19 protein-coding genes and 1 tRNA gene are annotated in these 22,104 nt (G+C 64.0%); 9 read left to right on the top strand and 11 right to left on the bottom strand.

All coding sequences use genetic code 11. From position 1 onward, the window contains the following. The first annotated feature begins 55 nt into the window (after window positions 1-55). Window positions 56-703, top strand: coding sequence for a HugZ family pyridoxamine 5'-phosphate oxidase (locus DFR34_RS11955; RefSeq protein ID WP_158281807.1), 648 nt, complete (start codon window positions 56-58; stop codon window positions 701-703). Between the two features lie 147 nt (window positions 704-850). Here DFR34_RS11955 and DFR34_RS11950 read toward each other — a convergent pair whose 3' ends face one another. The 5 genes from DFR34_RS11950 to DFR34_RS11930 all read right to left on the bottom strand — a co-directional run bounded on the left by DFR34_RS11950 (window position 851) and on the right by DFR34_RS11930 (window position 5,164). Next, entirely contained in the window at window positions 851-1,462 is a 612-nt protein-coding gene (locus DFR34_RS11950; RefSeq protein ID WP_110391390.1) for a glutathione S-transferase N-terminal domain-containing protein, read from the bottom strand. Between the two features lie 111 nt (window positions 1,463-1,573). Then, complete coding sequence (locus tag DFR34_RS11945) at window positions 1,574-2,278, bottom strand: SIMPL domain-containing protein (protein ID WP_110391389.1); 705 nt, start codon at window positions 2,276-2,278, stop codon at window positions 1,574-1,576. Between the two features lie 30 nt (window positions 2,279-2,308). Then, a complete protein-coding gene (locus DFR34_RS11940; RefSeq protein ID WP_110391388.1) occupies window positions 2,309-2,830 on the bottom strand; it encodes a GNAT family N-acetyltransferase in 522 nt (173 codons plus the stop codon). Beyond that, on the bottom strand, window positions 2,827-3,378 hold the full coding sequence (locus tag DFR34_RS11935; protein ID WP_110391387.1) for a DinB family protein: 552 nt from the start codon (window positions 3,376-3,378) through the stop codon (window positions 2,827-2,829). Before DFR34_RS11935 ends, DFR34_RS11940 begins: the two co-directional genes overlap by 4 nt. Window positions 3,379-3,601: 223 nt before the next feature. After that, entirely contained in the window at window positions 3,602-5,164 is a 1,563-nt protein-coding gene (locus tag DFR34_RS11930; protein ID WP_110391386.1) for an asparaginase domain-containing protein, read from the bottom strand. 113 nt (window positions 5,165-5,277) lie between these two features. Here DFR34_RS11930 and DFR34_RS11925 point away from each other — a divergent pair, with 113 nt between their 5' ends. Both DFR34_RS11925 and DFR34_RS11920 read left to right on the top strand, forming a co-directional pair. Continuing rightward, a complete protein-coding gene (locus DFR34_RS11925) occupies window positions 5,278-5,658 on the top strand; it encodes a 5-carboxymethyl-2-hydroxymuconate Delta-isomerase (RefSeq protein WP_110391385.1) in 381 nt (126 codons plus the stop codon). A 161-nt stretch (window positions 5,659-5,819) separates the two neighbouring features. Next, complete coding sequence (locus DFR34_RS11920; protein ID WP_146215134.1) at window positions 5,820-8,843, top strand: hypothetical protein; 3,024 nt, start codon at window positions 5,820-5,822, stop codon at window positions 8,841-8,843. 41 nt (window positions 8,844-8,884) lie between these two features. On the opposite strand, the gene DFR34_RS11915 is transcribed toward DFR34_RS11920, so the two are convergent. Continuing rightward, a tRNA-Ser gene (locus DFR34_RS11915) sits at window positions 8,885-8,974 on the bottom strand. Between the two features lie 93 nt (window positions 8,975-9,067). Next, entirely contained in the window at window positions 9,068-10,129 is a 1,062-nt protein-coding gene (gene rluD, locus DFR34_RS11910; protein WP_110391383.1) for a 23S rRNA pseudouridine(1911/1915/1917) synthase RluD, read from the bottom strand. Between rluD and DFR34_RS11905 the strand changes: the two genes are divergently transcribed. Further along, entirely contained in the window at window positions 10,128-10,922 is a 795-nt protein-coding gene (locus DFR34_RS11905) for an outer membrane protein assembly factor BamD (protein WP_110391382.1), read from the top strand. The two genes, rluD and DFR34_RS11905, sit on opposite strands and share 2 nt — an antisense overlap. A 287-nt stretch (window positions 10,923-11,209) precedes the next feature. Here DFR34_RS11905 and DFR34_RS11900 read toward each other — a convergent pair whose 3' ends face one another. After that, on the bottom strand, window positions 11,210-11,707 hold the full coding sequence (locus DFR34_RS11900; RefSeq protein WP_110391381.1) for a flavodoxin family protein: 498 nt from the start codon (window positions 11,705-11,707) through the stop codon (window positions 11,210-11,212). Between the two features lie 36 nt (window positions 11,708-11,743). Here DFR34_RS11900 and DFR34_RS11895 point away from each other — a divergent pair, with 36 nt between their 5' ends. After that, window positions 11,744-12,052, top strand: a complete 309-nt coding sequence (locus DFR34_RS11895; protein WP_110391380.1) for a DUF2249 domain-containing protein — start codon at window positions 11,744-11,746, stop codon at window positions 12,050-12,052. A 7-nt stretch (window positions 12,053-12,059) separates the two neighbouring features. Here DFR34_RS11895 and DFR34_RS11890 read toward each other — a convergent pair whose 3' ends face one another. From DFR34_RS11890 to DFR34_RS11880, 3 genes are all read right to left on the bottom strand, one after another. After that, on the bottom strand, window positions 12,060-13,055 hold the full coding sequence (locus tag DFR34_RS11890) for a CapA family protein (protein ID WP_110391379.1): 996 nt from the start codon (window positions 13,053-13,055) through the stop codon (window positions 12,060-12,062). Further along, the gene (locus DFR34_RS11885; RefSeq protein WP_211309391.1) at window positions 13,052-13,450 is read right to left on the bottom strand and encodes a hypothetical protein; all 399 of its coding nucleotides are present in this window, start codon (window positions 13,448-13,450) and stop codon (window positions 13,052-13,054) included. The genes DFR34_RS11890 and DFR34_RS11885 overlap by 4 nt, the downstream gene beginning before the upstream one ends. Before the next feature lie 250 nt (window positions 13,451-13,700). Further along, complete coding sequence (locus tag DFR34_RS11880) at window positions 13,701-14,039, bottom strand: P-II family nitrogen regulator (protein WP_110391378.1); 339 nt, start codon at window positions 14,037-14,039, stop codon at window positions 13,701-13,703. A gap of 126 nt (window positions 14,040-14,165) precedes the next feature. Between DFR34_RS11880 and purL the strand changes: the two genes are divergently transcribed. The 4 genes from purL (at window position 14,166) to DFR34_RS11860 (ending at window position 22,008) form a co-directional block, all read left to right on the top strand. After that, window positions 14,166-18,059: a phosphoribosylformylglycinamidine synthase gene (purL, locus tag DFR34_RS11875; RefSeq protein ID WP_110391377.1), complete on the top strand. Its 3,894-nt coding sequence runs from the start codon at window positions 14,166-14,168 to the stop codon at window positions 18,057-18,059. Between the two features lie 124 nt (window positions 18,060-18,183). Beyond that, window positions 18,184-19,260, top strand: a complete 1,077-nt coding sequence (gene hemH, locus DFR34_RS11870; RefSeq protein ID WP_110391376.1) for a ferrochelatase — start codon at window positions 18,184-18,186, stop codon at window positions 19,258-19,260. Between the two features lie 280 nt (window positions 19,261-19,540). Continuing rightward, entirely contained in the window at window positions 19,541-21,196 is a 1,656-nt protein-coding gene (locus DFR34_RS17160) for a methyl-accepting chemotaxis protein (RefSeq protein ID WP_110391375.1), read from the top strand. Between the two features lie 320 nt (window positions 21,197-21,516). After that, a complete protein-coding gene (locus DFR34_RS11860) occupies window positions 21,517-22,008 on the top strand; it encodes a hypothetical protein (RefSeq protein ID WP_110391374.1) in 492 nt (163 codons plus the stop codon). Window positions 22,009-22,104: the final 96 nt, after the last annotated feature.

Here is a 22,104-nt window from a genome sequence, read left to right as displayed (position 1 = left end):
ATGGCCTGCCCATCCCGGTCTTTTTACCCTGAATTTGTTCGCGCATGGAGATTGCATGAAAGAACCCTATCATTTGGCGCAACGGCTGTTGCGCCGCGCGTCACAGGGCGCGCTGGCCACCCTGTCGGCCGAGCTGGACGGCTGGCCGTTCGCGTCCGCCGTCAATCTCGTCGCGCTGGCCGACGGCAGCCCGGTGTTCTTGATCAGCCGGCTGGCTGAGCACACCCGCAACCTGAGCGCCGACGCCCGCGCCAGCCTGTTGCTGGTGGACCCTTTCGCCCCGACCGAGGGTGCGCCACGGCTGACGCTGATCGGCCGCGCCGAACCGCTGACGCTCAGCGCGGCAGAACGCGCGCGCTGCCTGCGCCTGCATGCGGCGGCGGAACAGTATCTGCAACTGGGCGATTTTGCCTTCTGGCGCCTCCGCCCCGAGCGGCTGCGGGTGATTGGCGGCTTTGCCGCCGCCGGCTGGGTGAGCGGCGAGGCCTATCTGGGCGCGCCTCAGCTTAGCCTGGATGACGAACAGCACTTGTTGGACGAGCTGGCCGCCGAGACAGGGGGCACCGTATTAGGCGTGGACGCCTATGGCGCTGATGGGGTGGACGCCGCCGGCCGGCGCTGGCGTGATGAATTCACCGCCCCCTGCACCAGTGCCGAGGCGGTGCGCTCCGCGTGGGCGACGCGGCGGCGCTGTGGCGGCTAAGCTCGCCAGCGCGACTCACCAAACCCTGCTGAAATCGCAGCATGGGATTTTGTGAGCGTTTTGTGAGCCGCTGTGATCTTGGGGGGGCCGCCAAGGGGCCAAAGCAAGCCGCCCGTCGTCCCCGAAGGGGCGGCGGGCGGGAAGGGGTTACAGCACTGGCGGGCGGGTGTCGATGAAAGACTGACGTGCTTCCAGCTTGGCCATTAGCGCAGCCAGATTGGGATATTGCTCACGCCAATTCATATGGGCAAAGCGCAGATCCAGGTAGTTCAGGCTGCAACCAACCGCGATATCAGCCAGGCTGTAGGATTCGCCATTGCACCAGGTTTTCTCGCCCAGATCTGCTGACATGGCAGCCAGGCCACGGCGCATTTTGCCAAACTGGCGCTCGATCCAGCCGGGGTTCTGCTGGGTGGATTCGCGTTGTTTTTCCAGGTAGATGGCCACGGCGGCGTCGATGACGCCATCGGCCAGCGCTTCCCAGCGCTTGGTCATCGCCAGTGGGCGGCTTTCTGCCGGCAGCAGGCGCGACACTGGCGAGAGCTTGTCGAGGTATTCGACAATCACCCGCGAATCGTACAGCGCGGTGCCGTCATCCAGCACCAGCACCGGCACCTTGCCCAGCGGATTGTATTCAGGCACCTGGCTGTCTTCATCCCAGGGGATGTCCACGTCCAGCTGGCAGTCGATTTTTTTCTCCAGCAGGACAATGCGTGCCTTGCGGCCGTAAGGGCTGGTCAATGAACTGAGAATTTTCATGGGGCTGCAAACAGTATTTCGGGATGGAGGGTGTGCAGTATCTTGCCACACTCGCCGCATGCTGTGGGCGGCCATTGACGGTTTTCTGTGTCAGCGCCGCCTCACCCGGATTTACGGCGCGGTTTGCACCGTGCCTTGCACCTGCACGCTGATTTCGCTCACCCCCGGCGCAAAGCTGGGCGCGGCTTCGGCGGCCATCATCGGCGCGCCGGCCTTCATCGCGCGCTGGGCGCGAAACACCTGCAAGCCCGGCTGGCCGGCCTGATCCACGCGCATTTCCACCAGGCGGTAGTCGCGTCCGCCCAGCGCCTGCACAATCAGCCGCGCCTTGTCGCGAAACGCGCCAATCGCCTGCGGGATCAGCTCGGATTCCACCTTGCGCCGTGCCTCGTCCGACACGCTAAAGCCCACCTGGGCAATTTGCAGCTGGTTTTGCAACTGGCCAATCAGCTGCGAGGCTTGTTCAATGTCGCGGCTTTCCAGGCGCAGCTCGGCGCGGCCGCGCCAGCCGGTGACGCGCTGGTTGTTGTCGTACACCGGCCAGGTGGACAGCTGGCCGCTGCTGGCCTTGACCTTGCCATGCTGGCTGGCGATTTTCAGCGCGGCGGCCATGCGCTCGTTGAGCACGGCGCTCAGCCGCGCCGGGCTGGCGTGGCTGTCTTCGGTGAACAGCACGGCATTGAGGGTGTCATTATTGATTTCGCGGCGGGCGTCGGCGCCCAGCTGAATCTGGTTGTAGTTCAGCGGCTCGGCCAGCGCGCCTGCGCTGAACAAAACGCTGGCCAGCGCCAAGGGGGCAAGCACAGAAAAACGCATGGGATCACGCTCCGGCAAGGATAAAGCGGTTCAGACTGCCGGTGGTGAACAGGGTTCCACCGTGGCGGCCAAGGCCGCCGCCGACGCCCGAAAATGCAGCAGCGCCACCGGCTGGCCATCGCGCTGGCGCGCTTCCACCGCGTGCGGGGCAAAGCCCAGCGCCGGATAACACAGCAGGCCGGCGACATTGCCGTTAAAGCACGACACCCCCAGCTCGCGCACCTGCCAGCGGGCGATGGCCTGCTGCGCCATGGCGGCCAGCAAGGCGCGCGCTGCGCCGCGACCGCGCCAGGCCGGCGCCACAATCACATTGCCTATCATCGCGCACTCGCCCGGCGTGTGCCGGTAGCAATTGGCAAACGCCACGGGCGCGCCATCGGCCAGCAACACCGTGTTGAGCTCGCGCGCGGCAAAGGCCTCGGCCAGCTGGGCCACGGTCAGCGGAAACTGCGCGCGCGGATGCAGATAAAACAGCGTATCGGCGTCGTCCACCCAACTGCACACCACAGGCAAATCAGCCAGCGTCGCCGCGCGGGCGGCAAACGCGCTCATACCGGCTCTTCGTCACACTGCGGAATCAGGCCCAGCAGGTCGGTTTCGCCGATGTCCACGCCACATTGCGACAGCAGGGTGGTCACCTGGCCGCGATGGTGGGTCTGGTGATTAAAAAAATGCATCATCAGGCTGCCCATCGGCCGCACCGCTGGCACGCCCTTCAGGCTTTGGTAGGCCAGCGGATGCGCCAGCGCGTCGGCGTTGAGCTCGGTACACCAGTCGATGATGGTTTGATCCAGCTGATGGCGGGCCAAGGTGAGCTCCGGCAGGGTGTCGTGCAGCATCACATCCACCCGCTGCGGGGCGGACATGCGCCGAAACGATTCCAGCGCGGCATGGCGGGCCGGGTGGCGGGCAAAGCGCGACAACCACACCCGATCACCCACCATGATGTGGTTGAGCGTGCCCAGCACCGAGCGGAAAAACGCGCCGCGATCCTGGGTGAGCATATCGTGCGGCAATTCTGCCGCCGCCGCATACAGCCGGGTGTTGATCCATTGATTGTAGTCCGCCATCAGGCGGGCATGAGCGAGCAGGGCATGCATGATGGATTCCCTCTGATGTCCGGGCAGCGCCAAGCCATGCGCCGCGTGCCCGTGTAATTTTGTGCATTGCAACATCAGCTTAGCACGAAGCATGCTGATTGGACAGTGTCCAAAAGCCGTAAAATCACCTAGAAAACTCCATCAGCATGGGCCAGATGCCCCTCAAGCATTCTACCGTTCAGTGCCCTGCTCTCGTTCAGAGCCAGGCATGCGTACGCCATGCTTACCTTTCCAGCGCGCCCTGGCCATCCGCCGCCGACCACAACACCCGGCCGATGTCGGCCCCGGCGTCGCCCAGGCGCAGCGTCAGCGAGCCATCGGCGCACTGGCCATCCAGCCGCAGCCAGGCCGCCGCGCCGCCCAGCGGCGGCGTGACCCATAGGGTTTCGCCGCTGCGCCCCAGCAGACTCAACGCGCCATCCAGCCCCAGTCGCAGCAAGCTGGCCTGGGCACTGCCGGGCGCTTGCCACAGCAGGCGGCCATCGGCGGCGCACAGGCGCAGGCCGTCATCCAGCGACAAAGACACGCTCGCCCCGCCATCCTGGCTCAGCAAAGCCTCACCGGGGCGCAACACGCCGCCCCGACGGCTGTCCAGCAGGGTGGCGTCGCGCATTTCGCCCAGCAAGGCGCGCTGGAACAACATGGCCACCTGCGCTGCCGACCAGCCATGCAGCTCGGCCAGGGCCAATAACACGCTCAGCTTGACCTGTGCAGCCACCGGGGTCATGTCGCCGGGGTTGAGCGCACCCAGCTGCGCCAGCCAGGCGCCCGCGGCGTAGATCTGGCCATTTACCCCGCCATGCGGCGTTTGCGTGCCGCCCACCAATTGCACGCCCTGCTGGCGCGCCTGCGCCAGCGCCTGATACACCGCGCCGCGCGCCGGCTCGCTGGCGTCGCCGCTGGGGAAGTTTCCCGCGCCATAGCCCAGCAACAGCAGGCCGCGCGCGCCAGCGGCCACCGCCGCGTGAATGGCCTGCGCCAGCGGATTGGCCTGGCCGTCGGCCGGCTGCGCCAGCAGCGTCCACACCGGATGGGCCGCCAAGCGGGCTTGCAAGGCATCCAGCAGCGCCAGCTGGGCGGCGCGGGCGGCCGGGGATTCCAGGCTGCGCGCCGGGCTGGCCGGCGGCGGCAAAAAACGCTCGCCATGCACCCGGCATTCCAGCCCGTCTTCGATCAAGGGCAAATCATTGGGCGCGGCAAAGGCGGCAAACGCCTGCGCGTCGGTTTTCAGCACCCGATTGCCGCGCCACAGCGCCCGCTGAAAATACACCGCCACCTCGCACACGCCGCGCTGGCAGGCGCGCAGCGCGCCATCCAGATTGGCCAGCGCGTCGCCCTGCGCGTTCAGCGTCAGGCCAGCGGCGCTTTGCGCAAACAAAGGCAGTTGCGAGCCGGTCAGCAGCACCGGCCGCGACAGCGCCGCGCTCAGTTGGCCATCGGCGGCAAAGCCATTCAGCAAAAAAGACAAGGCCGCGCCGCTGTGCGCCATGCTGTCGGTGCCGTGCAACACCACAAAGGCGTCGTACTCGGTGTAATGGGCAAGTACCCAGCGCGCCATGCGCAGCCAATCCGTGGGTTGCAGATTGGTGCTGTCCAGCGTGCCGCTGGCCGAACCCGGAAAGCGCAAATCCACCGGAAAATCCAGCTGCAAGCGGGCATGCCGCATGGCCAGCCACGGCCCCAGCAGGCGCTGGCAGGCGGCGGCAAACTCGGCCGCCGGCATCGGCGCCAAGGGCGCGCCCACGCAGCTGATGGTGCCGCCGGTGTTGAGAATGGCAATGCGCATGGTGAACTCCACAAAAGCAAACGGCCGGCATCATGCCCGCCCGCCTCACAAAAGCCAAGCGCCCCGCGCGCTAGCGCCCTTACAATCGTCTTTCACCACCAGGAAAAACCACCATGCCCCACCTCACCATTGAATATTCCGACAACCTGCCCGGCTTTGACCCCCGCGCCGCCCTGACCCACGTCAACCAGATGCTGGACGCCAGCGGCTTGTTTCAGGAAATCGACATCAAAAGCCGCATCATCGCCTGCTCGGTGTTTCAAGTGGGCCTGGCCGACAGCGGACGCGGCTTTATCCACGCCCGCATCGCCATCATGCCCGGCCGCACCGACCAGCAAAAAGCCGACCTTACCCAAGCCGTGCTGCACGCCCTGCGCCAGCAACTGCCCACCCTGGCCGATGTGCATGTGCAAATCTCGGTGGAGCTCTACGAACTCGACGCCGCCAGCTACGCCAAAGACAGCCTGGTGGGCGGGGTGTCGATTGGGCATTGAACGCCCAAGCATGTGTGGTGCGTGCGATGCGGTGAACAACACCTGAGCTGGCGCGGCGGCTGTCGTTCTGTATGGCCTGTTTAGCAGCGCCAAGCAACTGGCCATCCCCATCAGCTTGCCTTTACACTCTTGGCATGATCCCTGATGCAAAGTGCGCGGCCATGCCCTCCCATCCTATCCATGCCCTGATTGACCTTTGGCGCCAACGCCAGCCCCGCCACGCGCATGGCGGCTGGTGGGCCTTGTCTGGATTTCATTACCAGCTGCTGATCAGCATTCAGCAAACGATTGACGCGTATCGCCCCGGCCAATCTGCCCTGCAACTGAACGAAACGCTGTCCGACCACCTGCGTTTTGAGGCAAACAGCACGCATTGGCTGTGCATTCAAGTCAAACGCCGACTGGATCGCCGCACATTGTCTGCTGCGCTGGCGGAGTTATGGCTCATCCACATCCTGGCGCTGTCCGACGCGCCCGAATTGGCCCGCGATGCGCACTACGAAGTGTGCGCCGAACAAATAGACGGCCAACCCGATGCGCATCTGCCTGACTGGCAACCTGATCATCCGGCTGAGCCGGCGCAGTTGGCGGATTTTTTGCAGCGGGTTCAGGTGGTGCATCGCCACAATGTGCGCGCCGCCATTCTCACACAACTGGTGAGCCAGCCGATTTATGCGGCGACGCCCCTCACCCTGCTGGAAAGCTGGCTGGCGCATGGCCTGAGCATAGAGCGCACCCGCGATGGCCAAGCCTTGGCGGAACGCATTTACAACGACTTGCATCAAGCGCCAAAAACCCATGGCGCGCTGCCGCCAGGCATCATGATGTGGCGGCCCCATTTTCGGCCGCCAGCCGATGTGGTGTGTGACGACCGCGAAGATAGCGTACTGACAGGCCAGCAACCCACACCGCAAGACCTGGCGGACGGCTGTTTTTTTACGCGCCCCTTGTATGCCACGCTGGCAGACAAGGCCGAGCGCTGGATTCACCAGCAGGCCAGCCAATCCCGACCCCTGCCCGCCGTATTTTGGCTGGGCGGGCGTTCTGGCTGCGGCAAAAGCGTGGCGCTGTTACATGTGCTGGGCCAGCTGCATCAGGCCGGCTTTGACCACATTTTATGGCTGGGCAACAGCGTGAACCTGCTGCCAGACGCCGTGGCGCTGGCGCGGGTGCTGCACTCGGAAGACAGCCGGGAAGCGCCGGTGATTATTGCGCTGGACGACCCCTTTCTGTTGCCCGACAGCCAGGCGCTGGCCGCCTGGCAAGCCGCTGTGGATGCCCTGCAAGACCTGGTGGCGCAACGCCGGGGCGATGAGCTGCCGGTGTTTTTATGCTGCGGCCCCAGCGAACAAGCCATACGTTTTGAAGAACAGATGGCTGGGCAATTGCGGGTGAGCCGGCACGACCTGCCTATTGAATCCCCTGCTGAGCTGGCCGATATGCGCCACTGGTTTACCCGGCGCACCAGCCGGCCTGCGCCACACTACGCCGAGCATGATGAAAATTTGCTGTTGGTGCAGTTGTTTTTTGAATGGCGGCATGCTGAACCATTGACGGAATTTGCCTGGCACTTTCGCCAGCGGCTGAAAGCCTGGGACGACAGCGGCGAACTGGAAAAACACGTCGCCCAGATTCTGGCGGCCAATCGCCTGTATATTGGCTACTGCCCTGCCGCGCTGGAGCGTCTGGACGCTGTTTTGCGCGACCGCCTGAGCGCGCTCACTCAAGACCAGCACCTGCGCGTCTTGTCTGATGCCCGCCCGCTGTCTGCCGCCGCTGGGCAAGCGCGCCGCCCCGGCGTCTGGCTGGCGCATCCCCATCTGGTGGATGCCATCTATCAAACCTGGTTTCCACCAGGCCAGCACGCCGCCACCCGTCGCCAGCACCTGGTGAACGCCGCGCTGGATTGGCTACAGCACGCAGCCGAAGACAGCCAGCGCAACACCGTGCTGTGGGCCATCGCCTATAGCCAGACCCGGCCATCGCTGCCCTACGCCGGCAGACTGAGCGCCGCCGACGCCGCGCAAACCCTGGCGGACATCCATCACCAACGGCCCGACTTAACGCAGGGCTCGCTTAGCGCGCTGGCGCCATGGGTGGCGGCAGAAACCGAGCTGCCCGCGCTGGTTGCCCAACTGCCCAACCGCCCGCGCGCGCAAGCCATCCATCGGCTAAACGCCATTCAGCAAGACGAGCCCGGCCTGGGCCTGGTGTGCCGCCTGCTGGCCACCCCACCCGCCAACGCGCACGATGCGGCCGCCACAGATACCGTGCTGGCGCTATTGCGTCGCCTGGACGCGCGCCAATGGCCGAAATGGCAGTCTTTGGCCCAATATTGCCTCACCCTCACCCACGACCCCGCCTTGGCGCTGAGCCTGGCCAATTATTATGCCCAGCACCCCAGCGAGCATCCTGGCCTATGGCTGGAGCATTGCCTGCAATCAGCAGGCGAAGCCGCTCTGCCCGCTGTGCAAACCTGGCTGGCTCAAGCCCCGGCGACGCTGCCGGCATGGAGCTATATCTGGGAGGCCGCATGGGGGCAGGCGCATCATCCGAATACGCCACTGCGCACGCTGGCCAATGATTGGATGCGCCGAGCAGATACGCAATCTGGCCCATCTTGGGCCTTCATTTGGGGTCCTCTGTGGCAAGCAGCGCCGAACGATGCGGCATTGGCGGCGCTGGGGCGGGAATGGTTGCAGCGGGCGCCGGCTGAGCATGCTTCATGGGCGTTTGTGTGGGAAGCGCTGTGGCAAGCGGCGCCGAACGATGCGGCATTGGCGGCGTTGGCGCGGGAATGGTTGCAGCGGGCGCCGGCTGAGCACAAATCATGGACTTTTGTCTGGCAAGCCCTGTGGCGAGTCACGCCTGATGACCCTGTGCTTGCGCAGCAAGGGCAGGCGTGGCTGAGTGCTCCGCGCTGGCGCCATGATATGTCTTGGGGCTATATGTGGCAGGCGCTATGGGAAACACGCACGCAGGACCAGCCCTTGCTGGCGCAAGGACGGCGTTGGCTGGAGGAGACGCGCAGCCGCCGTGGCGGCTGGGGGCGTGTGTGCGCCAATGTATTGCCGCATTACGCCGAGGATACGGCGTTGATGGCGGCGGCCGAGGCGTGGTTATTAACGCGCCCGGCAGAGGATGAGGAGGCTGTGCGGGTGCGGCAGGCTTTGGCAAAGCGCTAAATATAAAAACCCCCTGAAAAATCAGGGGGTTTTTATCGATCTGGCGGAAGCGGTGAGATTCGAACTCACGGGGGACTCGCATCCCCGACGGTTTTCAAGACCGCTGCCTTAAACCGCTCAGCCACGCTTCCGGAACTCATAACTATACCGGCTTGCCGGGCTTTTGCCTAGCCCCGATGCCATGCGGATGGCCGGCGCTGGCCCGGGTCAGCGCCGGCTTGGGCTTACTCTTCGCGGGTGTAAATAATCTCCCAGTCGCCATCATCCTCATCGTCAAAGTCGTCGTCGTCCAGCGGCAGCGCCTTGCCGTGCATTTCGCTGCGCAGCACGGTGAGCAGGGCGCGCATGTCGGCGGGCAGGCGGGATTTCCACTGCATGGTTTCGCCGGTGGCCGGGTGCACCAGGGCCAGGCGGAAGGCGTGCAGCGCCTGGCGACCCAGCAGGTTGACCGCTTCGCGGGCGGCATCGCTCATGGCGTGGCGCGGGTTGCCATACAGCGGGTCGCCGGCCAGCGGGTGTCCGGCTTTTTGCATGTGCACGCGAATCTGGTGGGTGCGGCCGGTTTCCAGCCGGCATTCCACCAGGCTGTGGTGTTGCAGGCGCTCGATGACCTCCACATGGGTGATGGCCGGTTTGCCGCCAAAGCTGAGCACGGCCATTTTCAGGCGGTTGCGCGGGTCGCGGCCGATGGCGGCGTCAATCGTGCCGGATTGGCGCACCAGGCCGTCGGCCACGGCGCGGTAGTGGCGCTTGACGGTGCGCGCTTGCAGCTGGCGCACCAGGTCGGTTTGCGCCAGTTGGGTTTTTGCCACCACCATCAGGCCGCTGGTGTCTTTGTCCAGGCGGTGCACAATGCCGGCGCGCGGCAGCTGGGCCTGGCTGGGGCAGTAGTGCAGCAGGCCGTTGAGCAAGGTGCCCGACCAGTTGCCGGCGGCCGGGTGCACCACCAGGCCGGCGGGTTTGTCGATCACCAGCAGGTGCTCGTCTTCGTACACCACCGGAAAATAAATCTCTTCGGCGGTAAAGGCGGTCAGCTCGGGCGGCGGCGGGGCGTCCAGCAGGATTTGCTCGTCGCCGTAGACTTTTTGCTTGCCCAGCGCCGGCTCGCCATTGAGCAGCACGTGGCCGTCCTTGATCCATTGTTGCAGCCGGGAGCGCGAGTACATCGGGAACAGTTTGGCCAGTGCGGCGTCGAGCCGCTCTCCGGCGAATTCCGTCGGTATCTGGACGACACGGTTTTCGGATAAGTCGTTATAATCTTCGGAATTGTCGTAAGGATGGCTCATGAAAAAAATCGTAGCTGCAATGCTGATGACAGCAGGCCTGGTGGCTTGTTCGTCCACCAAGGGACCTGCAGATGAAACGCGAGGCTGGCCGGTTGAACGGCTGTACGGCGAAGCCCGCGACGAGTTGAACAGCGGCAATTATACCCGTGCCGTGCAACTCTATGAAACGCTGGAAGCACGCTTTCCGTACGGTCGCTATGCCCAACAGGCCCAAATGGACCTGGCTTACGCCCATTACAAGGATAAAGAGTCGCAAATGGCACTGGCTGCCTGCGATCGCTTTATCAAGTTGCACCCGGCGCACGCCAACCTGGATTACATCTATTACCTGAAGGGCTTGATCCACTTCAACGAAGACGAATCGCTGCTGACCCGCTGGACCGGGCAGGATTTGTCCGAACGTGACCCGCGCGCCGGCCGTGAGGCTTTCCAGGCGTTTGGCGAGTTGATCAAGCGTTACCCGGACAGCCAGTATGTGGACGACGCACGCAAGAAGATGATCATTCTGGTGGATGCGCTGGCCGCCAACGAGATGCATGTGGCGCGCTACTATATGAAGCGCAAGGCCTATCTGGCGGCGGCCAACCGCGCCCAGGCCGCCATTCGGGAGTTCTCCAACACGCCGTACGTGGAAGAAGCGCTGGCGCTGATGGCCACCGCCTACACCGAGCTGGAGCTCAAGCCGCTGGCCGACGACAGCCGCCGCGTGCTGGCGCAAAACTACCCGAACAGCCGCTACCTGAAAACCCCGTGGGTGTATCAGGATATGCCGTGGTATCAGTTCTGGCGTTAAGCGGAGCAAGCAACGGCAGCTCAGACTTTGCGTCTGACAGAAAACAGGGCCAACGCTGCCAAGGCGCTGGCCCTGTTTTTTTAGTTCTGCTCACAAAATTCAGCGAAACGTTCCTGAAGAGCAGGCCCCGTGCCTGCCCTTGTAGTCAGTTAACATGATTTGAACTGACTGGCCTGCGCTACGCTGTGGACACGCCAGGATTCCCGCCTGCGCGGGAATGACTTGGTGTCATGCGGAGAGAGGTTCGTCGTGACACATGAACCCTCGTGTTTCAACGTGACTGGCTACTAGCAGATGCCCAAGGCCACCCCGGCCGCCAGGCCGCCGCCCAGTTCGGCGGCGTCGGCCAGCGCTTGCGCATCGGGCTCGCCCACCACACGCAAGGGCGGCGCCACGGCGCGCCAGCCGTAACCAATGGCAATGCGCTCGATGGCGGCAATCGCGCCACGGCCGTCATTGCCGGCGCACACCATCACTGCATAGGGCAGGCCCTGGCAGCGGCCTTGCGCCGGGTAGTAGGTGCGATCAAAAAAATCTTTCAGCGCGCCGGCCATATAGCCAAAGTTCTCTGGCGTAGCCAGCAGCAGCGCATCAGCGGCCAGCAAATCCTCCACGCAGGCTTCCAGCGCCGGGCGCAGCCACACCCGCGCACCGGGCTCGGCCTGGCGCGCGCCATCGGCGGCGGCCTGGGCCAGGCGGGCGGTGCGGCCGCTCTGGCTGGCGTACACCACCAGCACGGTCGGGAAATTCTTATCCGCGCTCAAGGCGGCCAAAGGCTCGGTCATGGCACAGTGCTCCCTGTGTTTACCGGAGAATCCCACATGCAAACCTCGCAAATTCATCTGTTCGACGCGCGTGGCATCGCCAAGCGCTTTCGCCACGCAGCCATTTTTGGTGCGCTGGAATCGCTCAGCCATGGTGAAACCATGCGCTTTGTGAATGATCATGATCCGCTGCCGCTGCTGGGGCAAATCCAGCAGCGCTACGGCGAGCAAATCCGCCTGGCCTATCAGCAGCGCGATAGCGAACAAGTGGTGATTGATTTCACCGTGGATCTGCCCGGCGCAGAAGGCTCGGGCGGCGGTTGTGGAGGGGGTGGCGGCGGCGGTTGCGGCTGCGCCGGCCACTGAGTCGATCTTACGGCGCGACGCGCGCGCCGTTCAGGCAGGCATGCACCCTGGCGTCGCCGGCCACGCCGCACGGCGAGGCGTGTGCTGCCGGATGCGGAATGCCTTCGGCGTCCATATCCGCCGCCACGGTGTCCCAGCGCGCCACGCCGTGGCGGGTCAGCGTCATGCGCAGCAGCCAGCCGCGTTTTTCTGCCTGGCGGTCAAAGCCGTCAAACACAAAATTGCCCAGGCTGTAGATAATCGGCTTGCCGCGATAGGTTTCTGCGCCCTGGGTGACATGCGGATGGCCGCCCACCACCGCGTCGGCGCCGTGGTCGATCATCCGCCGCGCCAGCTGGCGTTGGCGGGCGCTGGGCGTGGTTTCCCGCTCCCACCCCCAATGCATGAACGGAATCACCAAGTCGGCCCCGGCAGCGCGCGCGGCGCGGATGTCGCTGATCACCTGGGCGTCTTCGCTCCAGGCAATGCCTGGCTGCTGAGCGCCGGCCTCGAATGCGCGCGGCTTGAATTCGTTGTAGCTGAGCAAGGCCACGCGCAGGCCGGATTTTTCCAGCCACAGCGGCGCGTGCGCCTCGCGCAGATTGGCGCCGCCGCCAAAATACGGGATGCCGTGTTGCTTGAGCAGCGCCAGCGTTTCGCTGAAGGCGGTTTTGCCGTAGTCGCCCGAGTGATTATTGGCCAGCGCCACCGCGTGCAGGTGGCGCTTGAGCACCGGCAGCACGCGCGGATGGGCGCGGAAGGTGTAAATCTTGCTGTCCATCGCCCGGCCAGTGGTGGCAACCGGGGTTTCCAGATTGCCGATGGTGTAATCGGCATCGGCCAGCAGGGCGGCCATCGGCGCAAATGGGTCGCGGCCGTCGGCAATCACCTTGCCGGGGCCGTCGTCCAGCATCACATCGCCCACCAGATTCAGCCGCAACTGCGCCTCGGCCTGCGCCGGGCCGGCCAGCAGGGCGGCCAAGGCACTGGCGCAGGCCAGCGTGTTTTTCAATGATTTGCTCATGACAGGCGCTCGCACCAATAGCTCAGCTCACCGTCGCGCACCGGCTCGTACACCCGGTGGCGACCGCTGAAGCCATATTGCCGGCCAGGCTGGCGGGCCGGCGGAAAGGGATAGCTGGCCTGGTGAATCAAGGCCAGGCCGTCTTCGTCGCGGTCGGCGTAGGTGTACACCTCGACACTGGCCAAATCCGCCGGCCGGGTGCGCAATACCACGCGAAAATGAAAATACGAGCCCACCGGCACGCTGTCCACGGTGTAGGGCGAGGCGCTGGGCGCAGCGCGCAGGGTGTGGGTTTCGCCACCATAGCTATAGTGGCAGGCCACTTGCGGCGTGGCCAGCACGGGCAGGGCAGCGCTAACCAGACAGGCGGCCAGCAAAATACGCAGAGGCATCATGGCAACTCGCCAACGGCAATGTCATCAATGGATCGGCATGATAACAGGCCTGGGGCGGTCTGGATGTCGGAAAAATCAGAATGAAGGGACGGCTCACAGCACTCAGCGCAGCGTGCCTGGCCAGACCTGCGACCGCAGACAGTACACATCGTCTGGCAAGGACGCACAACAACGCCAGATGAATTTTGTTCGCTGTGTGAATCAGCGAGGCGTGGCCCATTCGCTCAGGGCGATGGGCCAGCAAGACGACTTAAACGGCGGATTCGCCAGTTTCGCCGGTGCGGATGCGCACCACCTGATTGACGTCGAACACAAAAATCTTGCCGTCGCCAATTTTGCCGGTGCGTGCGCTGTTGAGGATGGCTTCGATGGCCTGCTCGACGCGATCATCCGGCAGTACGACTTCCAGCTTCATTTTGGGCAGAAAATCCACCACATATTCAGCGCCGCGATACAGCTCGGTATGGCCTTTCTGGCGGCCAAAACCCTTTACTTCAGTGACGGTCAGGCCATTCACCCCCAGCGCCGACAGCGCCTCACGCACTTCGTCCAGTTTGAACGGCTTGATGACGGCTTCGATTTTTTTCATGCTGGCTCCTGTAATAATTCAATTTAATCCGTGGTTTAGCAAATTTTCGCGTCGCAATCCCGCTCGAAACGGACGGCGTTTTGATGTATTATGACCGTTTTTTACCCGTTGCTGCGAGTTCCCTCAATGCCTTCCATTCTCAAGCTTCGCGGCGGCGCCGCGCTGTCTGCGTTTCGTTCCGACAAACTGCATCGTGCCATCTCTGAAGCCGGATTGCCAACCCTGACAATTGCCGCAGAATACTGGCACTTCGCCGAGGTGTCGGCACAGCCGGATGGGGCGGAATCCGCCACCCTGGCGCGCATTCTGACGTATGGTGAGCCGCAGCTCGAACCCGCCCCACAAGGCGAGCTGTTTCTGGCCGTGCCGCGCATCGGCACTATCTCGCCGTGGTCGTCCAAGGCCACCGACATCGCCCGCCATTGTGGCCTGGGCGTGGTCGAGCGCATCGAGCGCGGCGTGGCCTACTGGGTCAGCGGCGCCGAGCTCACTGCCGAGCAGCGCCAGCAGCTGGCCGCGCTGCTGCACGACCGCATGACCGAACAAGTGCTGGGCGCGCTGGACGACGCCGAGCGGCTGTTCTCGCATGTCGCGCCGCAGCCCTTGCGCACCGTCGACGTGCTGGCTGGCGGCCGCGCCGCGCTGGAAGCCGCCAACCGCGAATTCGGCCTGGCGCTGTCGCCGGACGAAATTGATTATCTGGTGGAAAACTTCACCGCCATCGGCCGCAACCCGACCGACGTCGAGCTGATGATGTTCGCTCAGGCCAACTCGGAACACTGCCGCCACAAGATTTTCAACGCCACCTTTGTGATCGACGGTAAGGCCAAAGACAAAAGCCTGTTCGGCATGATCCGCGACACTCACAAGGCGCATCCGCACGGCACGCTGGTGGCGTATTCGGATAACTCGTCGGTGATCGAAGGCCGCACCGTCGGCCGTTTCTACCCGGAAAGCGGCAGTCATCGCTACGCTTACCACGAAGAGCCGACCCATATCCTGATGAAGGTGGAAACCCACAACCACCCGACGGCGATTTCGCCCTTCCCTGGCGCATCCACCGGCTCGGGCGGCGAAATCCGCGACGAAGGCGCCACCGGCCGCGGCTCGCGCCCCAAGGCGGGCCTGACTGGCTTTACCGTCTCCAACCTGAATATCCCGGACTTTATCCAGCCGTGGGAAGACACCGGCTGCGGCAAGCCCTCGCGCATTGCCTCGGCCCTGCAAATCATGCTGGATGGCCCGATTGGCGGCGCGGCGTTCAATAACGAATTCGGCCGCCCCAACCTGGCTGGCTACTTCCGCACCTTTGAAGCCGAAGTGCACGGCGAGATGCGCGGCTATCACAAGCCGATCATGATCGCTGGTGGCCTGGGCAATATCCAGGGCGGCCAGATCGACAAACACGAACTGCCGGAAGGCGCGCTGCTGATCCAGCTGGGCGGCCCTGGCCTGTTGATCGGCCTGGGCGGCGGTGCGGCGTCGTCGATGGACACCGGCGCCAATGCCGAAGACCTGGATTTCGACTCGGTGCAGCGCGGCAACCCGGAAATCGAACGCCGCTGCCAGGAAGTCATCGACCGCTGCTGGCAGCTGGGCGAAGCCAACCCGATTCTGTCGATTCACGATGTTGGCGCTGGCGGCCTGTCCAATGCCCTGCCCGAGCTGATTCACGGCTCCAATCGTGGCGGCGTGATTGATCTGCGCGCCGTGCCGCTGGAAGAATCCGGCATGTCGCCGATGCAAATCTGGTGCAATGAATCGCAAGAGCGCTATGTGCTGGCCATTCACCCGGACAATCTGGATGCTTTCGCCGCGCTGTGCGAACGCGAGCGCTGCCCGTTTGCCGTGCTGGGCACCGCCACCGCTGAACAGCAACTGCGCGTGCGCGACGAGCTGCTGGGCGCCGACGCGGTGGATATGTCGCTGGAAGTGCTGCTGGGCAAACCGCCGCGCATGACCCGCGACGTGGCCCGCGTCAAACGCGCCGTCACCCCGTTCTCCACTGTGGGCCACACGCTGGACGACGCCGTGCAGCGCGTGCTCAGCCTGCCGGCCGTGGCCAGCAAGAGCTTCTTGATCACCATCGGCGACCGCACCGTGGGCGGCATGACCGCGCGCGACCAGATGGTCGGCCCGTGGCAGGTGCCGGTGGCCGATGTGGCAGTGACCACCATGGGCTTTGACACCCTGGCCGGCGAAGCCATGGCCATGGGTGAGCGCACCCCGGTGGCCGCCTTCGATGCCCCGGCCTCTGGCCGCCTGGCGGTGGCCGAAGCGCTGCTGAACATCGCCGCTGCGCCGATTGGCCGGCTGGATCAGGTCAAGCTGTCGGCCAACTGGATGGCCGCCGCCGGCCACCCCGGCGAAGACGCGGCCTTGTACGACACGGTGAAAGCCGTGTCCGAGCTGTGCCAGTCGCTGAAGGTATCCATCCCGGTGGGCAAGGATTCGCTGTCGATGAAGACGGTGTGGGAAGAGCAAGGCGAAAAACGCAGCGTCACTTCGCCGCTGTCGCTGATCATCTCGGCGTTTGCCCCGGTGGACGACGTCACCCGCACGCTCACCCCGCAACTGCGCACCGACATTGCCGAAACCGCCTTGCTGCTGGTGGACCTGGGCGAAGGTCGCAGCCGCATGGCCGGCTCGGCCTATGCGCAGGTGTTCCAGCAAATGAGCGGCGAAGCGCCGGATCTGGTGGACGGCAAAAAGCTCGAAGCGTTTATCCATGCGCTGCAAGACCTGAATGCCGATGGTCTGGTGCTGGCCTACCACGACCGCTCGGACGGCGGCCTGTTCGCCACCCTGGCGGAAATGAGCTTTGCCAGCCGTGCCGGCATGGTGGTCGAGCTGGATACCTTGGTGAAAGCCCAGGGCGAACATGGCGATGTGCTGACCGCCTTGTTTAACGAAGAACTGGGCGCCGTGCTGCAAATCGACGCCGCACAACTGGAAGTCGTGGTCACTCGCCTGGTGCAGGCTGGCCTGGGCGCTTGCTTGCACCTGCTGGGGGCGCCAGTGGATGAGTATGATTCGCTGACGCTGTGCCTGGGCGGTGAAACGGTGTTTGATCAAGCGCTGACTGATCTGCTGCAAACCTGGAGCCAGACCAGCGCCGAGTTGCAATCGCTGCGCGACAACCCCGAGTGCGCACAAAGCGAATTCGACCTGATCAGCGAAGAAACTGGCGGGCTGTTTGCCGTCGTGCCATTTGACACCGAAGCCAACCCGGCGGCGCCGTTTATCCAGACTGGCGTGCGTCCGCGCATGGCCATCCTGCGCGAACAGGGCGTGAACGGCCAGCTGGAAATGGCCGCAGCGTTTGACCGCGCCGGCTTTGAATCGGTGGATGTGCACATGAGCGACATCATCGAAGGCCGTGTGTCGCTGAACGACTTCAAGGGCTTGGCCGCTTGCGGCGGCTTCAGCTACGGCGACGTGCTGGGCGCTGGCGAAGGCTGGGCCAAGAGCATTCTGTTCAATGCCCGCGCCCGCGACCAGTTCGAGGCCTTCTTTGCCCGCAACGATTCGTTTGCCCTGGGCGTGTGCAATGGCTGCCAGATGATGTCCAATCTGTCGGAAATCATCCCCGGCGCCGAGCACTGGCCGAAGTTCCGCCGCAATGCCTCCGAGCAGTTCGAAGCGCGCTTCACCATGGTGGAGGTGCCGGACAGCCCATCCATCCTGTTTGCCGGCATGGCGGGCTTGCAGGTGCCGGTGGTGGTCAGCCACGGCGAGGGCCGTGCGGTATTCGCCAACGATGACGCCCGCGCCCAGGCATTGGTGGCCATGCGTTATCTGGATCATGACGGCAACGCGACCGAAATCTACCCGCACAACCCGAACGGCTCGCCGGACGGCATCACTGGCTTGACCACGCCGGATGGCCGTTTCACCATCATGATGCCGCACCCCGAGCGGGTGTTCCGCAGTGTGCAGATGAGCTGGCGCCCGGAAGGCCTGGGCGAGCACAGCCCGTGGTTCCGCATGTTCGCCAACGCCCGCGCCTGGCTGGCTTGATCCACCTGTGACGTTTCTGCGCCGGAGGCTGGCCTCTGGCGCTGTGCGGCCCGCCCGGAACCTCCGGCGCGGGCCGTGTTTCCAATGTGCCCGGTTTTTTACTGAATGATGAGGCTGAATCCTGATGTCTGCTTTTCTGCCTGAACCCAGTTTTCGACACGACAGCCCGGCTCGCCTGGGCGTGCTGCTGATCAACCTGGGCACCCCGGCTGCGCCCACCGCGCGCGCGCTGCGCCCCTACCTGAAGCAATTTTTGTCTGACCGCCGCGTGGTCGAGCTGCCGCGCTGGCTGTGGGCGCTGATTCTGAACGGCGTGATTCTGAATGTCCGCCCGCGCAAATCCGCCGAGAAATACGCCTCGATCTGGACGCCGCAAGGTTCGCCGCTGCTGGTTAACACCTGCAGTCAGGCGGAAGGCCTGGCCAGCCGGCTGGCCGGTGAACACGTGGTGGTGGAGTTCGCCATGCGCTACGGCCAGCCCTCGGTCGAGCAAGGCGTGCAAAAGCTGCGCGCCCAAGGCGTGGAGCGCCTGTTGCTGCTGCCGCTGTATCCGCAATACGCCGCCAGCAGCAGCGGCAGCGCGCTGGACGCCGCCTTTGCCGCGCTGATGAAGCTGCGCAATATGCCGGAAGTGCGCACCGTGCGTCATTACCACGACCACCCGGCCTATATCGCCGCGCTGGCCGCCCAGGTGGAGGCACATTGGCGTCAGCACGGCCGGGGCGAAAAACTGCTGATGAGCTTTCATGGCGTGCCGCGCTACACCCTGGACAAGGGCGACCCCTACCCGTGCGAATGCCACAAAACCGGTCGCCTGCTGGCCGAAGCGCTGGGTCTGGCTGCCAGCGACTATGTGGTGTGTTTTCAGTCGCGCTTTGGCCGTACCGAATGGGTAAAGCCCTATACCAGCGATGTGCTGCGCGAGCTGGGTCGGCAGAAGGTGGGCAAGCTGGACGTGATCTGCCCCGGCTTTGCCGCCGATTGCCTGGAAACCTTGGAAGAAATCGCCATGGAAGGCAAGGAAACCTTTCTGACCGCTGGCGGCGGCGAATACCGCTATATTCCCTGCCTGAACGACAGCGCGCCATGGCTGGAGGCGCTGGCCAGCATCTGTCGCGAACAACTGGCCGGCTGGCGCCCCGCCAACGCCGACCTGAGCGCCCGCAAGGCCCGTGCCCAGGCAATGGGCGCCAAGGCCTGAGTCTGCTTGTCCGAGCAATCCTCTGTCGTTCGCGCCGCTTACAAAACCCAGCGCAGTGTGCTGGCCAGACGCTCGACTGCCATGCGAAACAACGCCAGGGTTTGTGAGCGGCACTTAGGCAAGGTGCTGCGCGGCATGTGCGGCAAGCTGCGCAGCACCGGGCAAGATGCGTGACCTGATCGGCATATTGCCGTAACATTACCCCTTCATGACCGGGCGTGCCCAACGTTCGGGCTGTGTATGATTTCTCCCCCCGCTCGTCCCGCAACAGGATTTCACCATGCGTTCTTCTGCCAGCTGGTCACCGCGCCTGCCGCTGCAAACCAAACTTTTGTTGATGTTGATTTGCATTAACCTGCTGACCGTGCTGGCCTATACCAGTTATGCCATCTACGCGCGCCAGCAAGACGAAATCGAACGGCTGGACAGCGTGCTGAATGTGGCCGCCCACGCCGTACCTGGCCTGCTGGCCCCCGGCGTACTGGAGCGTGAGCGCCAGCCGCAGGCCATGAGCCAGGCCGAATACCGCGAACAAAGCCAGCGCCTGCGTCGTTATGCAGATCAAGTGGGTCTGGCTTATCTTTACGTGCTCACCATTCAGCCCGACGGCAAGGCCGCCTACCTGATGGACAGCCCCACTGCCCAACAAGTGGCCAAGGGTGACGCCGGTCACTATATGGAAGCCTATCCCGACGCCAGCCCGATGGTAAAAACCGCCTGGGACAGCGGCCAGATTCAAAGCGACGAATATACCGATTCTTACGGCGCTTTCCGCTCGGTGTTTCTGCCCATGCGCGGCGCCCAAGGCCAGCGCTATGTGATTGGCGCCGACATCACCGCCGATTCGGTGGCCGCCGCCATGCGGCAAGTCTTGTGGCGCCAACTGGGCATTGGCGCGGCCATGTTGCTGATTGGTGCGCTGCTCTCCTGGCTGTTTGCCCGCCTGCTGGCAGCCAGCCTGCGCCGCATCACCCGCCAGATTGGCCAGATTGCCGAAAGCCGCGACCTGTCCGCCACCATTCGCGTGGCCAGTCGCGATGAATTGGGCGAGATGGCCCAGCAACTGAATCACTTGTTTGAGGTACTGCGTCAATCGCTGGGCAAGGCGCGCGACGTGGCCGAGCACAATGCCGCCCTGGCCGCACAATTTCGCGCCAGCGCCGGCAAAGTGCAGGAAGAAGTCGCCCATAGCGCCCGGCAAATGAGCGACATGGCCAGCGCCTCCAGTCAGATTGCCAGCTCGGCCAATCTGGCCGCCGACATCGCCGGCCAGGTGCGCGACGAAGTACGCCACACCAGCCAGCAGCTGGATGCTGCCCGCCAGGTGTTGGACGCCATGATGCAGGGGGTTCAGGCCAACTCGGCCAACAGCGCCCATCTGGCTGACGAACTGCACGCGCTGAACGCCCATACTGGCGAAATCAGCCAGGTGTTGGCGGTGATTGGTGAAATTTCCGACCAGACCAATCTGCTGGCGCTCAACGCTGCCATCGAAGCCGCCCGCGCCGGCGAAGCCGGACGTGGTTTTGCCGTGGTGGCCGACGAAGTGCGCGCCTTGGCGGTGCGCACACAAACCACGGTGAAAGCCACCCAGGACATCGTGACCAAGCTCACCAGTGGCATCGACCGCGCCGTGGGCAGCATGGCCGATAGCAGCCGCCAGGCCGAACAGCTCAACGCCGACTCACGCGGCGCGCTGTCCAGCATCAACGGCATGGTCGAGCAAATCCGCCAGGCCTCGTCCAGTGTGGATCAAGCTGCCCACCAGGGCGACAGCATCCGCGACGCCACCGGGCATATGTCCGGCCAGATGGACGTTGTCAACCACACGCTGGGCTTATGTGCCGACGACGCCCGCGAAATTCACCACGCCGCCACCGCCCTGGGCGAACAGGCGCTGGTGCTGCAAACACAGTTGGCCAGCTTTCGGTTTTGAGGGTTTTTTGCCGTTGGCATCTGTCCGATGGAGAGTGTGTCGCGTTCCTGCAACGTCTGCCATGTCGGCGTCTGCCACACGCTGACCATGGCAAATCCAGTCCTGACAAGCAACTGACTAGCGGGTAAGTAAAAATACCTGTAGTTTATGCAATAGGTATATTGACCCCATGGCAAAACGGGGTAAACTGGCCGTAATGTTACGCAGTGCAGACTGTTTGCCAGCCAAGGCAAAAAGCGCACGGCGTTTTTTCTGGTCAAGTCAACCCGGGCGCGCCGCTTCACTGAGCACCGGTCCCGCCATCGGCACGGAGAACCCACATGCTGTTCACCCATCTGACGCAAGCCATGACGGCGCTGGTCGACGTTCTCGCGCAAAACCAGCGCCGACTGGTCGAAGCCCAGTTTGATGTCTGTCGGCAATGGGTGGAAGCCTGCCGTCCGGCGCAGCTCAATGCCAGCGCCACGCCGCTGGCCAATGCCGCCGAAGACACCCGGCTGGATGGCCCGATGCAGGCCACCCAATCCTTGCTGATTGCCCAGGTGCAGGCCGGCAACGACCTGATGATGCTGTCCGAACGCCTGGTGTCCAGCATGAACCGCGATCTGGTCAAGCAGCTGGATAAAAGCCCGCTCACCGGCCCCAGCCGCGACGCGCTGGAATCTGCCGTCGCTGTCGGTGGCTGTGCTTATGAATCCATGTCCAAGGCCACCCGCCAGGTTAATCAGTTTGCCTGTACCAATATGTCTGCTGCCTCGATGCGCGCGGTCAAGCATGCACGCAAACACCTGAGCGGCACCCGGCATCACTGACCCGGCGGTTAAGCTTTCTGCCGTGGTTGTGTGGCCTTGCCGCACTACGCCGCGCGGCTGGCCCGGCGTGTGCTGCGTTGAGTGTGATGAGTAGCG

Source organism: Rivihabitans pingtungensis, assembly GCF_003201855.1.
Classification (GTDB): domain Bacteria; phylum Pseudomonadota; class Gammaproteobacteria; order Burkholderiales; family Aquaspirillaceae; genus Rivihabitans; species Rivihabitans pingtungensis.
Note: the sequence above shows the minus strand (reverse complement) of the source record. Positions and strands in the feature narration are given on the sequence as shown.

Coding starts and splice junctions, on each gene's coding strand:
- DFR34_RS11955 (WP_158281807.1), top strand. CDS start 56: ATGAAAGAACCCTATCATTTGGCGCAACGGCTGTTGCGCCGCGCGTCA.
- DFR34_RS11950 (WP_110391390.1), bottom strand. CDS start 1,462: ATGAAAATTCTCAGTTCATTGACCAGCCCTTACGGCCGCAAGGCACGC.
- DFR34_RS11945 (WP_110391389.1), bottom strand. CDS start 2,278: ATGCGTTTTTCTGTGCTTGCCCCCTTGGCGCTGGCCAGCGTTTTGTTC.
- DFR34_RS11940 (WP_110391388.1), bottom strand. CDS start 2,830: ATGAGCGCGTTTGCCGCCCGCGCGGCGACGCTGGCTGATTTGCCTGTG.
- DFR34_RS11935 (WP_110391387.1), bottom strand. CDS start 3,378: ATGCATGCCCTGCTCGCTCATGCCCGCCTGATGGCGGACTACAATCAA.
- DFR34_RS11930 (WP_110391386.1), bottom strand. CDS start 5,164: ATGCGCATTGCCATTCTCAACACCGGCGGCACCATCAGCTGCGTGGGC.
- DFR34_RS11925 (WP_110391385.1), top strand. CDS start 5,278: ATGCCCCACCTCACCATTGAATATTCCGACAACCTGCCCGGCTTTGAC.
- DFR34_RS11920 (WP_146215134.1), top strand. CDS start 5,820: ATGCCCTCCCATCCTATCCATGCCCTGATTGACCTTTGGCGCCAACGC.
- DFR34_RS11905 (WP_110391382.1), top strand. CDS start 10,128: ATGAAAAAAATCGTAGCTGCAATGCTGATGACAGCAGGCCTGGTGGCT.
- rluD (WP_110391383.1), bottom strand. CDS start 10,129: ATGAGCCATCCTTACGACAATTCCGAAGATTATAACGACTTATCCGAA.
- DFR34_RS11900 (WP_110391381.1), bottom strand. CDS start 11,707: ATGACCGAGCCTTTGGCCGCCTTGAGCGCGGATAAGAATTTCCCGACC.
- DFR34_RS11895 (WP_110391380.1), top strand. CDS start 11,744: ATGCAAACCTCGCAAATTCATCTGTTCGACGCGCGTGGCATCGCCAAG.
- DFR34_RS11890 (WP_110391379.1), bottom strand. CDS start 13,055: ATGAGCAAATCATTGAAAAACACGCTGGCCTGCGCCAGTGCCTTGGCC.
- DFR34_RS11885 (WP_211309391.1), bottom strand. CDS start 13,450: ATGATGCCTCTGCGTATTTTGCTGGCCGCCTGTCTGGTTAGCGCTGCC.
- DFR34_RS11880 (WP_110391378.1), bottom strand. CDS start 14,039: ATGAAAAAAATCGAAGCCGTCATCAAGCCGTTCAAACTGGACGAAGTG.
- purL (WP_110391377.1), top strand. CDS start 14,166: ATGCCTTCCATTCTCAAGCTTCGCGGCGGCGCCGCGCTGTCTGCGTTT.
- hemH (WP_110391376.1), top strand. CDS start 18,184: ATGTCTGCTTTTCTGCCTGAACCCAGTTTTCGACACGACAGCCCGGCT.
- DFR34_RS17160 (WP_110391375.1), top strand. CDS start 19,541: ATGCGTTCTTCTGCCAGCTGGTCACCGCGCCTGCCGCTGCAAACCAAA.
- DFR34_RS11860 (WP_110391374.1), top strand. CDS start 21,517: ATGCTGTTCACCCATCTGACGCAAGCCATGACGGCGCTGGTCGACGTT.